A 15,083-nucleotide genomic window follows, 5' to 3' on the forward strand; every position below is an offset into this window, starting at 1 on the left:
GCATTATCCTTACTAAATAATTGTAATAGAAAGTATGCTTTTAAATTAAATTATACTTGCCTATGTATCTATCTATCAGTATTTTTTTGGAAAAATTTTCAGTGATTTTATCTCTACCAATAGCGTTAATAATTGCTCTTTTTCTTTTATCCCCTATTGCTTGTCGAATAGAGTTAACTATTGAGCTTACTTCAAGATGGGTTACCCAGCCTAAGTCATTTTCTTCGACAAAATGAGCTAGGCCTACTTTATCTGAAATTAACACTGGTGTACCTGCATACAACGATTCAACAACCACATTGGCGAAGTTTTCATTATACGAAGTCAATGCAAACAAATCTGCGTTACCTAACTCTATATATTTATCCTCTTTACTCCGCCAGCCAACCCATTCAACTATATGATCTATCTTTAGCGCAACTGTGTCTTCTTTTAGTTTCTGAATGTAACTATCCTCTCCCGTACCCGCAATCCTTAGTCTAACTGGAATTCTGATTTGACTAATTGCCTCAAAAAGAAACTCTAACCCTTTTTTAGGATGAATTCTTGATAAGAATACTATAGTAAATACCTCATTATTTGATCGGTTGATCGGCTGAAGCGGCAAATTTAAAAGATTTGGCAGCAAGAAACCATTCCAATTTTGAATTAGATGTTGGCATTCATTGTACTCAGCTTCAGAAGTTGCATGAAATATTGCCTTTTGAAGAGCACTTTTCCCTATAGTTTCATGAATCCATTTTTTAGCTGTTGCATGTGTTTTAGTTATAATATAATCACTCAGCATACCCCTGGGAGATATAATAACTCTTGATCCTTTATGATGACATATAATTGCAGATATGATAACTAAAATATTCCACCAAGAATGAATATGTATGACATCGTACTCGTCACAATGTTGATATAAATACTTCCATAATTGAGGTGAAATATGGGTGTTCCCTTTTGTTAACCGGGGGAAATAAATTACTGACACATTATCTACGATTACAGCCTTACCAGCTTTAACATCTAATTCAGCTTCCCCATTAGCAGTAGTAGTAAAGACACTTACCTCATTGCCACGTTCAACTAAAGCCTCACACAAATTAGCAACCGACTCTATTGGCCCTCCATATATATATGCAGGTTTATAAGAGGGTACCACATGCAGAATTTTCATAATCTATACATACAAATGCACTTTTAAAAGCTTCAGAAAATATACGTATAAGATTTGTGAAAGACGTATACATAAATTTCTGGTAATACATTTGTCTAATACAAATATATGTACATGATATGTTTACTACAAATCAAAATTGGAAATAAATTACTAATACTCTAGGAGAGCTTGGCTATTTAAGTTGTTTGTAATATACACTTCGTTATAAAATTGCACATATTGATTTAAGATTGACTGTACGTTAAATTCTTCTTTTATAGTTCCTGGAGCAAAATTATTGATATGTACTAAGTTCATTCTATTTTTATACACCTCCGTTAATCGATCAGCTATTTGTTCAGATGTCATATTCGTAGTCCACCCATAGTCCCTTGATTTGACATACTCACAGAGTCCAACATTATTACTAAGTAAAACGGGAGTACCGACTGATAATGCTTCAATCACAACAACAGCAAAATTTTCGCTATATGATGTTAAGGCTAACAAATCTAATGAAGACAAAAACTTGAATTTGGTTTCATTATCTTTCCAGCCAACCCACTCTATCTTATCTCGATTACCATATTTCTCAGAGAAAGCTTTAAGGTATTGCAAATAAGCTTCTTCTCCAGATCCAGCAACCAATAGCTTGTAATTGAAAGTAACTTTACTTAATGCTTTAATTAACACATCAACCCCTTTTTTAGGATCTATACGAGACAAAAATCCTATTGTAAACACGTCATTTTCTTTGCGAACATAAATTTCATTAGATAAATTAACCATGTTAGCGATTATTTGGCCTTTCCAATCTAATATTACATTTTGAGATTCCTCCCACTCCATATCAGTCGACACATGTAAAAATGTCTTTTTCAATAAGCGCTTTGCAATAAAATTATGGATAATTTTTTTTACATATGCATTCCTAGTCCTTAAAATGTAATCACTAAACATACCGTGCGGAGACAACACTGGTTTCACATTGTGTTTAGCACATATCCACGCAGCACCAATCACCAGAAAATTCCACCATGAATGAATATGTACTACATCAAAATCATTAACAGTTTTATCTAAAAATCTCCACAATTTAAAGGACACCTGTGTAGGGTCTTTAGTAATTCGATTAAAATAATAAACTGCAACACCATCAACGTCAACTGGTTCATTTGTAAGAACATTCAAATCATTTGAACCATTTGCGTTAGTTGTGTAAACTGTTACTTCATGGCCATAGCTAACCATCGTTTCAGCTAATTGAGCAATTACAACAATTGGTCCGCCGTATATGTAAGCAGGTTTATAAGATGGTACAACATGAAGAATTTTCATCTTTGAAACTATATATAAATGAATATGAGAAGATTGTAATAAATTAATGCACAAGCAATATATTAATACAAAGCTATAATTACTAGTATAATTACTACATTTTTTTAAGTATATTTACTCAAACCTTAACCTAATTTATTTATGGTTAGCAATATCAATTCTTTCTTCACTTTAAGTTCTCTCTTAGTAAGAAACTTAAACAAAATTAGATTTTTATGATGACTTCGTTTTCAGCTTATTATATAGCTATTGAGTTATATTATAGCTTGATAGCTATATAATTTTATGTGAAAGAATCACTTAGTCATTCTATAGAAAATAGCATGAATAGATTAAAATCTATTCATGCTATTTTCTATAGAATAAGGAAAATGAGCAGAAAATAAGTAGCTGTCAAAAAATTCTTAACCATAACTAACTTTTAATTAGTTTTAAGAATTGTTTGACAGCTAATAATGAGGGTAAGGCAGCCCTATTATAATCTGAACGCATTTTGCCAAGAAACTAATTTGACTAGTTTCAATCAAAACTGATAGGGGAGTGAGGTTTCTAGCTTCAACTGAAACCAGTCAAATTAGCTTAAACATATTAAAGCACAAGAAAGAAAAAAATTTCTGTAGTTCATATTTACAATCATCACACAACTATGAAGTAAATTATGACATTTACGTAAAGTAAAACATCCTCCTTCGTGAAAACTTAATATCTATCTATTAAAATATTCTATACTGTGCTAATACGATATTACTTTCTGCTATCAATTAGTATTAGTTAACTATAAATATAACAATAAAGACTTAAAGTTCTTTTTTTGAAATACAATCAATAGAATCTTACATTTATTTATAGTGCTAAAAAATTACTTAAAGAATTTACTAGAGCATTTTCACTAAACAAGTTATTAGCTTTTTTAGCCGACAATTTGATTAGCTTATAGTTTTTTTCATAGTAAGATCGTCCTTCAATAATTGCATTTGCAAAACTTTCAGATGAGTAATCAACAAAAATAACATTATCTAATAAATCATCAAGCTCGTCTGTTGGTAATTCAGTGGATATCAGTAATCTACCGCTTGCAATAGCTTCGATTACTTTGAAAGGAAATATTCCGTTTTGAAATTTAGCTACAGGTACATGAGGATTTAATATAATATCACATTTGCCAATTATATTAATCAAATCATAATCCTTAACCATTCCATGATAAATAAATGTATCCTTATGTAACTTGCTTTTCTCTAAAAAATCATTTTTAAGCGTTCCAGAACCAGTTGAATGAATAATATAATTTGATGGTAAATGATCACGCAATTCAAGAACTATATTAGCACCTTTATCTCTATTTAATCCCCCAAAATATCCAATATTAATATATCCATTAGTGCACGAAAATGGTTGCGACAATTTATCTATTTCAATAATTTCATTGGATACAACTCCTGGCAACAATTGTATATCCTTACAGAAAGGAACATTCTTGTTTTTTACATATGAATTTATTACATATATTCTTTGAAAATATCTTGCAGCTATTCTCCAAAACAACATATCTATATAGGGTTTAAGGCTATATCCTCTTGATCGTGAGAAATGCCAGTCCTCAAACTCTAGTATCATTTTAGATTTAAATTTAGAATAGGCCTTTCGGGCGAAAATCATTTCAAAAGCATAGGCGTTGTAGCACCATATCAACTGGGGTTGACCATAACTGGATACAATACTAATAGCCTTTTCGGCATCTAGCAAATTGAACAGTTTACCAACTAACCTATTTCTTTTTGTTGGTAAAACAATTTCTGTAATTATAACATTTGAAATATTTATTTTTCTAATTATAAAAGAAGTATTGCTACAATTATTATGAGCCGAGTTAACTAGAATTATGTTTGAAGATAATTTTGCTAAAGCAGTTATAAAAAACCGTATTTTTTTTGATGCTCCTAAATTAATATCAATATCAGTGATATCTGTACCAGTGTAAGGCGCAATTATTACAATCATAAAAAAAATTAATTATTATCTACTGTTAATTTTATAATTTTCATCCATCTATCCTTATATGCATCTAGAGAAAATTTTTCTCTTATTTGCTGCAATCGACTAACTCCCATCTGATCTATTTTTTCCGGATTATCTAGAAAGAACTGAATACGTTCTACTAACGCATCTTCGTCATTAGCATTGATTAAAAACCCATTTATCCCCTCTTGCACAAGCTCAACTCCACCAGTATTATAAGTAGTGATTATAGGTAATCCGCTCAGAGCTGCCTCAGTCAAAACTTGCCCGAAACCCTCGAATAAACTAGGAAAAACAAAAACATGTGAATCACTAAAAAGTTGATTTCTGTCTGAGGGCTGTATTCTACCTAATAACTTAACATTTCTTGGCAAACTTATAGTTTTAGGTATATTACCATACCCAGCCAAGATTAATCTAGCATTAACAGTATTAATTTTTCGCCAAGCACTTAGCAATAAAGGAATGCCTTTTCTAGCTTCAATTGTACCAAAAAAAAGGAAATTTATTATATCTTTATTTTTTCTAACACATGGAGTAAACATATTGATATCAACTCCATAAGGATTCACATGGATTTTATGCTCATCAACACCAAATTCTATCAGACTATTTTTTGTAAAAGTTCCTCCAACCGAAATTGTATCTGCAAGTTTTAATTCTTTGTTTTCTAATTCAATATATTCTTTAGTCATTGCTACCTTATACTGCTTCGACCATTCAGGGTATTTATGTTCACTTTTTGAATATATAAGTTCGGATAAGCTATGATGAGCTATAGTTCGGTCAAGAATAAACTTTTTATTCTTTAGCTTTACATTATTTGCTAGAATCCATGAAGAACTATCGAAACCTATAGTCAAATCGGCTTTAGATATAAGCTTATTTGATATTGAGTTTTGAAATTCCTCATTAAATTTAAAATATCTATATGTAGAGTTATCTTTAAATATTTTTCTAATTATGTTTTTTTTAATTTCAAATTTTAAATCAGTTTGTATATAATTTTGAGGAATTTCAATAATTCTAGTTTTAATTTTATTTAGAATAAAATCCGGTATAAGTTCAATATTTTTATTTGATATTACGAAAGGATTATAAAATTTGTAAAGAATTCCGCATTCATATAAAAGTTTTGCAATTTTATATGAATGCTGAGTTTGAGGGTGAGTTAAAAGCACTTTCATAAATTTCTTAAAATATCTTTTAGTTTATACTTTTTAGGGAGGATATTATAATTCCACCGCTAAATATAGCAAACCCTAAAGCTGTAGGTTGTGCCCATTGTCCTTGCAATATTGTGTAAAAGCCAAAACTCAGCAAAAACCAAGGTAGAAAATTATTGTATTTCAACTGTTTAAGTGATGCTATTGAAATTTTGATAATAAGTAAAGCTCGCACCCAAATTATTGTTCCACCTAATAATAGACCAAACTCAGCTAGCAACCGTCCCCACTCCATTTCAGCAAATAAAAAACTGATACGCCCTGTCGTTAGCATTGCACCAACGTTAGTTCCTACTCCAATTCCATATCCAAAAAATGGCAAACTTTCGCTACCAAATACATTAAATGCCCCTCCAAATACTCGGTTAAATACGGATATTATTCCACCCTCTGATTCGTTAGCAGACTGAAATCTATCATTAAAAACTTCTATACCAGTTTTAAAAAATGATTGATTATTTAACAATGACAATAAAATAGTAACAGTTATAATAAAAAATACTAGTCTACTGATATATTTTGGATTGCGGCCTACAGCAACAGCTGTAAAAATAACTGTTAGACCTACTTGAAAAAGTAAAGTTCGGCTTATAGATAAAGGAATGGCTATAAAGAGACAAATTGTTGAAGCGACCAAAAGCATTTTTTTCGCTTTTTTCAATTTGTTATCTAACCAAAAATAAAAAATGAATGAAGCTGCTAAACTATAAAACAATGTTAATCCATTTATAAATGAGAAAGTACCTGGTGGACGAAAATAACCCATTGCACCACTAAATCCCCCTCCTTCATTGTCGTCTCCAATACCTTTATTTACCCATGCTGACTGTGGACTGTAGAATTGAAATGCCATAAGCAATGTCATGGGTAATACTATCCACAATATAACATACCCAATTTGTAATACGTCTTGTTTATCAAGTACTCTACCAATCAGAAACATTAATGGGAAATGTATCACGAATATACGTGCACCGTATAATGCAACATATATATTACCATGACCAATCAATATAGTTGTGAATAATGATACAGCAACGACAAAAAATGATACAATGACATATAAATTAGGCTTATAAATACCATATTTATAAGCTGTTATTAAAATCCATATTGCAAAAGGATCACGAATTACTAACAATGGTGTAGATAAGCTAGGTAATACCCATTTACGTAAAGCGCCTTCAAAAATTAATAAAATAAAATATATCCATATACCTTTTTTCAACAATAAAGTAATATGCTTATCCATAAAATATTTGATTTATCAAATATTGATTACTAATTACCGGCTAACCTTTTAACCATGCTTGATTTGCTGCTAAGAATTCGCAAGGGTTATAGTTTAGGCCTTTTACACGCTTTTTTACTATAGCTTTTGCTGGATTACCAATAGCAATCTCATGATCATAAATATCTTTACTAACTACTGCTCCTGCCCCAATGACAGCTCCATTGCCGATTGTGACTCCAGGTAATATTATTGCATTCGTTGCAATCCACACGTAATCTCCAATTTTGATAGGTGCTTTTTTATGTTTCCATGCAGGATCCAATATGTCATGTGAAGCACTTAATAAAAATACACCATTATTAATGCATACATTATTGCCAATTACAATATTATCATGTAGCGCTATATGAACATCGCCCACATAAGTAAATGATCCTATATTAAGCTTATTTTTTTTACCATATATTTTTGTGCTCTCTATTTCTGCAGTTTTATGAATTTTCGCACCCTGTTTAATTAGCCTTTTCCGAATACTGTTCCTTTTCTTCAAATCCCAAAGTAACAGCAACCTTTTAGCCCATGCACGATAAAACAATATCGACTTGTATGAAAACCTGGCTCTATTTTGCCACAAATATGAAAAACTTGCCATTTTGATTAATGAAATATTTATTTTGATACCCTATTTAATGAATAAACAATATGCATAGATAGCATTATAGTTGATATGTATACATTAAAAATTAACACCTCTCTTAAAGTATTCATTCCAAAAATATATATTCCTGAAACTATAGCGAGTAGATTTATTGATATAAGAATAAAAGGATTAATAGACCAGCTTTTACTTGTACAAATTGCATAAATTGCATTAGAGAAAAAATTCAAAGAAAATATAATAATTGTCAATATTAGTTCAAATTCTAGATTTTTATATTGATCCCCTAACAACCAAACAATGTTCTTTGAAAGCAACCATACTGAACCAATAATTGAAATGCAAACTAAAGCCAGTAATATTTGAATTTCTATCATTCTTTTTCTTTGTAAATACTTGTCATTTCTTAATCTTGAATATCTTGGAATTATTAATGTACTAAATACTACATTAAATATATTTAATATGGCAGCTACTCTAAATAATGCACCTATTTGAGCTATAGATGATGTTATACCTGTTAATGATAAAATCCATACTGTAATTTGAGCTGAGAATATATTATAAATATCGATAGGAAGCACTTTTTTTACATTGCTCAATATTCTTTTTTGAACAGCACTATTTTTATTACTTTCTAGATTAATAAACTTTTTGGATATATTCTTCAAACTCAAGTTCGCTATTGTTCTAGGAATTCCATCAGATAATAAGGCAACAAAGGAGTATGGGAAGATGAATACGCTGGCTAACAATAAAGTTAGCCTTCCTAAATTAGTTGCTATTTGATTCTTTTGAAGTGAAAGTATATCTTGGTTTAACTTTGGACCTATTTCTAACATCGAACTAGACAGATTTGATAGAAAAGCAGGCATTAGAGTTAATACTAAAATAAATGAAGTTGACCAATACGCATGATTTTGTCTTAGCAAGTAAATTAGTACAGAACTTGTTATTAACAAACTCCATATAGCAAATCTTTTCCTAAGATACATCCCAGTTTTTACAACTGTACCTAACTTTTCTTTATCATCCCATACTTTTCCACCTTCAGCCATGACGCCAGATACAATTCCACCATTGGATAATATAGTCATTGCTCCCAATACATTATTAGATAGTGTATAGTAAGCATACTCCTGTATCGATAAAGTTCTGATAACAATTATTCCACTCACCACACTAATCAGTTGAATTAGTATTTGAGATGAACCTGTTAATAGTAAAACTTTTATCCATTCAACAACTTTTACGTATTTTGGAATTTTTAGAATTGTCTCTATTTTATATAACATATATATTTATTTAATTCACATACTTATAATCAAGTAAAGAAGTATTTTAATTATGATTAGGTGAGTTAGTCATTAAATTATATACATAAATTTTTGTATAAGCTATTCATATGCATTTAGGCCAAACTCTATTTTACCAAGCGTTGACATTTCCTAATATCATGGCTTTTATAGTTAACCAGCAAATCCATACATCTAATAATGGAGACTTTTTTCGATTATAAAAACGATCATACTTCACTCTATGCTGCATTTTTATTAACTGATCGGTTTCGCCACGGCAACCACGTACTTGCGCCAATCCCGTTATTCCTGGCTTCACCCGGTAACGCTTTCTATACTCTGGTAAAGTATTCCAGAACTGCGCACTGTGTGGTAAAGCATGAGGACGAGGGCCTACAATGCTCATATCTCCTAGTAATACATTAATAAATTGGGGAATTTCATCTAGGTTTGTTTTGCGTAGAAAGCGACCAATGGGTGTAATTCGATTATCATGACGAGTCGCTTGTTTAAAATCAGCATTAGGGTTGTAGGCCATTGTTCGAAACTTTAAACAGTTGAATGGTATACCCTTGTAACCTGTACGTTTCTGAATAAATAATACTGGCCCAGATGATGACAGTTTGATCAAAATTCCCACAAGGGGTAATAGCCAAGACAAAACAAGTACGATAACAAGTAAAGAAAACATTACGTCAAATAATCGTTTTCCTTGAGGTTTAATGGGTGCGCTCCCTCGCTGAGATCGAGACTCAGCATACACGTACAAGACTTTGTAGTGTGAATCAAGACTAATCATGATAGAAGTTTCGAAATGTGTTGAATAGCTTTTACGCTTATTAATTCGACATGTAACAGAATAATTTCCCACCGTTTTTTGTTAAAAAATAGTAAGCAATTATTCTGTATAATATTATGCTCTTTTCGTCAATTGTGCTTTTTTATCAGACCCGCCGTAATAATCCCCATAGCTATAGCTGTAATAATATGATTCTCCTTCACCTACACCATTCAGGATGATTCCTAATTTCTGGAAGCGCTGTTCTTTATACAACGTATCAACCATCTTAATGTAATTCTTTGGCGTGTGGTCGTGCCGCACTAAAAACAGCGTAGCATCGGCAAAAGGAGCAATTAATTGCGAATCAGTCACTAAACCAATTGGTGGCGAATCGACTAGGACGTAATCAAAACGTTTTTTTAATTCGTCGAACAACTGCGCCAGGCGGGGAGAGCTTAATAGCTCAGCCGGGTTTGGCGGTAGTGGTCCCGCTGTAATAATGAAGTAATTGTCATAACCCGCAATTGGCTGTAGTAACTCATCGACCGTTGCTTCGCCAATTAAATAATTGCTTAAGCCCGATCCATTAAGCATGTGCAGGCTTTTGTGCAGCTTGGGCTTACGGAGGTCCATTTCCAGGATGACCGTTTTGCGGTCTACCAGTGCCAAACTAGCCCCTAGATTTAGGGAGATGAATGATTTACCTTCACCACTAATACTGGATGTAAAGAGCAATACCTGCGAACGCTGTGCATCACTACGCATGAATTGTAGGTTCGTACGTAGCGCCCGGATCTGCTCGCCAATTACTGACTGCATGCGGGGTTTAAAGACCAAATTATCGCCTGTCATTTGGCGGCTTTTCACTATTTCGCCCAGAATAGGCGTTTGCGTTGCTTCTTCAACGTCCGAACGACGCAGTATGCGGTTGTTTAATGCATCCTTGGCTGATATTACACCAACGGGCAAGAGCAAACCAGCGAGTGCAAACAAGCCAAAAATTGTCATTTTAACCGGCTTTACAGGTATACTTCCGGTACGTGCAGCATCTACAGTTCGGCTATTTGAAACCGTTGAAGCCGCTGATAGTGCTGTCTCTTCACGCTTTTGTAATAGGTAAGTATATAAGCCGTTTTTAATTACTTGTTGGCGGGTAATGTTGAGCAGTGCCCGTTCTTTACCAGGTACGGTACGAATCATACTTTCCATTCGCCGGTTGTTGGCAACCAATTGTGTTTTATTGCTGGTTAGCTGCTGCCGGATGGTTTGTATATTCTCATTGATGCTAGACTTGATAGTTCGTATTTGGCTATCAAGCGATTGCAACATGGGGCTATTTGCCGACATAGTGCGTGATACCTCATCTCGTTTCAGTTCCAGTTCGGACACTTTAGCCAGCAGCCCCGTCAGCACCGGATCGCTAAGCCCCAGCGTAGCCGGTGCCAGCGTTTTTTCGCTTCCTTGCTTCTGTACGTACCGCTCAATATCATCCAGACCGCTAATTCGGATGTTTACTTCATTAAGCTGCGTGTCATTTTCTTTAACTGCCGTCAGGAAGGTTTGCGCCTGTACGCTTAGGTCTGTAATTCCCTGAGTAGACTTATACAGTTCAACTTCTTTCTCAACGGTCGATAATTCACCAGAAATAAGCGCTAGCCGATCTTCGATGAATGTCAGTGTATTATTAGCTTCTTTGTTTTTATCAAAAACAGCCTCTTTATTGTATTCAGCGATCAGTTGATTTAATAGTGCTTCTCCTTTGTCAGGTACGGTTTCCTGGAGACTTAAAGCCAGTACCGTTGACTGTTTTGTCGTCGGCTCGACTTTCAGATTTCCCAGATAGTTTTCAACAGTAGCCGCCTGGTCAACAACCGTCATAATTACCGGCTCAGTTTTCGCTGTCAGTGGCTTTTTGGCAAAAATGCGCAGTTGACCATAAGGCGTTTTAATACTCTGGTCTATTGGATAGTCTTTTCCGTTCAGACTTACGATTTGTGGACCTTTGAATTCGCAGGTCAGTTTTTCAGCGTACACCAGTGAATTAGGTTTTTCTAACAGCAGTCGAATAGGCGACTCACCGTAAATCTCTTTATCGATTGTACTGCTTGGGTGATAGTACTTCACATCAAGTCCCATGCTATTCACTACTCGGTTCATCAGCGTGTATGACTTCAGTATTTCTACTTCATTCTCCACCACTTTACTATCGGTGAAAATATCCATCTCTTTCATCAGACTTTCGCCAGCCATTCCTTTCTTCTCATCCTTGATGAGCAGACTAGCCTGCACTTTGTAAACAGGCGCCTGATAAAGCAGATATACGTAAGCTGCGCCGACTGCTACCACTAAGGCAGCAATAAACCAGGGCCAGTTGCGTACGTAGCGCATGAGCATGGCCCGTATATTAACTTGTGGCTCAATGTCGTAAGCTTGATACGGCGTGTATGGATTGGTATTCATGTTTTTTGGTGTTAAATACGGCTGACAATAATGGCAATAAAGGATAGAGCACTTAATATGATGGGTAATACCTGGTACGTACGATCGGCATTGGCTACGCGGGCTTTACCAGGTTCGACATAGACAATGTCGTTTGGGCGCAGGTAGTAGTAAGGCGATTTAAAGATATCCCGCTTCGTCAGATCGACCTGGTTAAAGGTTCGTTGACCGTTCTCTTCCCGGATCACCAGGACATTATCCCGGCGGCCGTAAATGGTGATATCACCGGCCAAGCCCAGCGCAGCAGGTAATGAAATCTGCTCGTTCGGAATTGAAAACAGTGATGGTCGGGCCACTTCGCCCGAAACGGAGATCTGAAAATTTAGGTTACGTACGTTCACCGTTGGCTCTTTCAGATAATCGAGCAACTTCTGCTTGATCTGTGCAGCGGCTTGCGCATTCGATAAACCCTGCACTTTTTGCGATCCGATGAGCGGTAGTTCAATCTGTCCCTTTTCATCAACCAGATAGCCAGGTGTATATTGCAAAGGCGACGTTTGTGATATCTGTTGTGGTCCTCCCGCGCGTTCAGCCATGCTTATTGCCGCATACGGATTAAACAAAGCTGATGCTTCTGGGCTCAAGCTACTCACCTGTACCGACAGCACGTCACCCGGTTTGATTGTCGGTATGTATCGATCGACCAACGCCATAGAATCGTTACCACCCGTCTCTTTTTGATAGAGGACCAGTTCTTTGCTTGAAATACAGCTCCCCAGGCATAGGCACAATCCCAAAAAATAACCAAGCTGGCGCTGTAAAAAACGTTTATTCATACAAGTTGTGAATACTAAACTTAACGATACTGATTTTGAAAATAACTGTGGTGGTACTGCCGAAGCAGCGCATCCAACTGATAGCCGGTTCGGTACCGACTGGCAATGTTATATCCCCGCGTGTACATGTATTCCCAACGGAACTCTTCGGTAGTACGTAGTCGCACGCGCTGACTCTGTACGATACGACCAGGTCCAAGCGGAATGGCGAAATTGAATCCGCCCGTCGTTCCGTTTCGGGTTTGGGTAGCAAAAAATCCTACTTCAACATTACCCATCTGCCGGATCAGATCAAGCCTTGCTCCACGGTCCTTATCCAGATACTGCCCCCCCGATACCTTAATGGTGATGTCGCGTTTGGGAATTCGATAGGCTACGTCAGCGAGTAGCATAAGCTGCTGTAGCTTTTCGTAGTAAAAGCCATTTTGAGGAAAGAAGTAGAAACCCGTCAGGCTAGACTCAACCCCAAACGACCAGTTTTTGCGTACGTCCCCATGTCGGTACTGTGCATTAAACCCATACTGATCATTGTAAAACAGACCCGCTGACAGGCTCATGAAGTTACGGTCATTCAGGGCCAGAAACTGGTTGACGAAGGTTGGGGCAGGCCGTACGTTCAGCGCCTGGTTATCCAGGTGATTGACAATGGGCAGTAATACGCCCCAGTTCAGGACTAACCCACGGCTAAGAAATAACTGGCTTTGTAGAAGTAGATTGGTCTTACTTTCGACAACCCGCTCGCGGAAGCCAAACTGAGCAATGAACTCTGGCTGCAGTCGGAAATCAAATTTGTAGTTCCGTCCATCGAACGGATGCGTCTGGGCGTAGTTAGCCCGCTCCTTACGGGAAAGTAACCGTGTTTCAACAGTTTCTCCTAAACGGTAGCGTGCCACCGGTACGCCCTGAAAGAGCGGAACAAATTCATCAACTCCCTTAGGTGTCAACGATCGGGCCAGTTTAATGAGGCCAACAAACGGGTTTCGGTATAGCCGTTGTTCGTAACTAACCCGAAAACCTGAGCTATCAATAGTCAGGTTTTCGTAATCAGATAAGCCCTCCAAGGGTTGTTGATAAGCCGTTACTGGTTCGTCGTCGGTTTCGCCCCCGTCTTCATACTTCGGCTGTTGGTTACGTATTGGTGAATAAGTGCGTAACAGGTTTGTTGTATAGGCAGCTCCAAACGTCAACTGCTTACCGTTGATCAGACCAGCCTGAAGATTTAGATGTTTGAATAGCGTAGCGTAAGCACCTACATTCAGGTGTTGGGAATCCCATTCAGCCATTACGCCCCCTTTACGGTTGAAATTTATATTGACTCCTCCAAAAGGCCCTAATAAATAGCGATAGGCAGAGTCTCGTTTATTTAGTAATTGAAAATCAGCTAGTATGTTGTTTGTATTGCCTTTTCTCCCTATAGCATAAGGGCTACCAATTCCAGCAGTGATTGCTAACTCAATTGACTTTGTTAGTGCTTTATGTTTAGTAGCAACAAGAGCTTGTGTTATTAAAGAGTTGTCAGCACCAAACGGAGCGGATAAAATTACGGCTACTGATGGACGTTTAGCCGTTTCTAATAACACACCATATTTAACATCTAGCTGCCGATCGCCAATACCTCGTCGTTTGAAGGCAATTGGTCCATTGGCATTCAGCAAGTTGATATTGATTTCTAATCGGGGTAATACGGCCAGATGTACGTAGGCTATACTTTCTGAGTTTGTTTTATTGTACTTGAAAGCATAACCTGCCGGATTGAAATTATACCCGGCCAGGAAAGTGCCATCTTTTAGTATGTCAGCTGATGGGATGTAGATCAACCCCGGTTTGCCAGAAATATTCACCTGCGCCCATACTGTCGTCGTGCATAGCATGCAAACGGCAGTAATCAGCAGGAGAATATCTTTTTTTCCGGTCTTCATATCAACAGCACATCCTAACGGTAACCTATATACGTAAACCCTTCTCTTTTTATATTCTATAGATTAGTAGAAAATATCGTCTTCAGGCTGTAGGTGGTCGCTCACAGACATAATTGTCCTGAATACTACCTGAGGGCATACGGCCAAGGGTAGCCTGGACACGTCTCCCAGAGTGACACATCACACAG

The 15,083-nt window shown here is 36.1% G+C and carries 11 protein-coding genes; all 11 read right to left on the reverse strand.

Annotated elements, in window-relative coordinates; all coding sequences use genetic code 11:
* Nucleotides 1–40: 40 nt before the first annotated feature.
* Nucleotides 41–1,165: an XrtY-associated glycosyltransferase XYAG1 gene (locus tag HU175_RS23555; protein ID WP_176568899.1), complete on the reverse strand. Its 1,125-nt coding sequence runs from the start codon at nt 1,163–1,165 to the stop codon at nt 41–43.
* Nucleotides 1,166–1,318: 153 nt separating this feature from the next.
* A complete protein-coding gene (locus tag HU175_RS23560) occupies nt 1,319–2,485 on the reverse strand; it encodes an XrtY-associated glycosyltransferase XYAG1 (RefSeq protein WP_176568900.1) in 1,167 nt (388 codons plus the stop codon).
* A gap of 843 nt (nt 2,486–3,328) precedes the next feature.
* Nucleotides 3,329–4,486 (reverse strand): glycosyltransferase, encoded by a 1,158-nt coding sequence (locus HU175_RS23565; RefSeq protein ID WP_176568901.1) that lies wholly within the window; start codon nt 4,484–4,486, stop codon nt 3,329–3,331.
* A gap of 8 nt (nt 4,487–4,494) precedes the next feature.
* Nucleotides 4,495–5,691, reverse strand: a complete 1,197-nt coding sequence (locus tag HU175_RS23570) for a glycosyltransferase family 4 protein (protein ID WP_176568902.1) — start codon at nt 5,689–5,691, stop codon at nt 4,495–4,497.
* Between the two features lie 19 nt (nt 5,692–5,710).
* Nucleotides 5,711–6,982 carry a hypothetical protein gene (locus HU175_RS23575; RefSeq protein ID WP_176568903.1) on the reverse strand — a complete coding sequence of 424 codons (1,272 nt, stop codon included), beginning with the start codon at nt 6,980–6,982 and terminating at the stop codon, nt 5,711–5,713.
* 40 nt (nt 6,983–7,022) lie between these two features.
* The gene (locus HU175_RS25045; protein WP_176568904.1) at nt 7,023–7,616 is read right to left on the reverse strand and encodes an acyltransferase; all 594 of its coding nucleotides are present in this window, start codon (nt 7,614–7,616) and stop codon (nt 7,023–7,025) included.
* Nucleotides 7,617–7,633: 17 nt separating this feature from the next.
* The gene (locus tag HU175_RS23585; protein WP_176568905.1) at nt 7,634–8,917 is read right to left on the reverse strand and encodes a lipopolysaccharide biosynthesis protein; all 1,284 of its coding nucleotides are present in this window, start codon (nt 8,915–8,917) and stop codon (nt 7,634–7,636) included.
* Nucleotides 8,918–9,050: 133 nt separating this feature from the next.
* A complete protein-coding gene (locus tag HU175_RS23590) occupies nt 9,051–9,719 on the reverse strand; it encodes a sugar transferase (protein ID WP_176568906.1) in 669 nt (222 codons plus the stop codon).
* 114 nt (nt 9,720–9,833) lie between these two features.
* On the reverse strand, nt 9,834–12,161 hold the full coding sequence (locus tag HU175_RS23595) for a GumC family protein (protein WP_176568907.1): 2,328 nt from the start codon (nt 12,159–12,161) through the stop codon (nt 9,834–9,836).
* A gap of 11 nt (nt 12,162–12,172) precedes the next feature.
* Nucleotides 12,173–12,976, reverse strand: a complete 804-nt coding sequence (locus tag HU175_RS23600) for a polysaccharide biosynthesis/export family protein (protein ID WP_176568908.1) — start codon at nt 12,974–12,976, stop codon at nt 12,173–12,175.
* Between the two features lie 20 nt (nt 12,977–12,996).
* The gene (locus HU175_RS23605) at nt 12,997–14,895 is read right to left on the reverse strand and encodes a YjbH domain-containing protein (protein WP_317167771.1); all 1,899 of its coding nucleotides are present in this window, start codon (nt 14,893–14,895) and stop codon (nt 12,997–12,999) included.
* Nucleotides 14,896–15,083: the final 188 nt, after the last annotated feature.

This window comes from Spirosoma sp. KUDC1026 (genome assembly GCF_013375035.1).
Classification (GTDB): domain Bacteria; phylum Bacteroidota; class Bacteroidia; order Cytophagales; family Spirosomataceae; genus Spirosoma.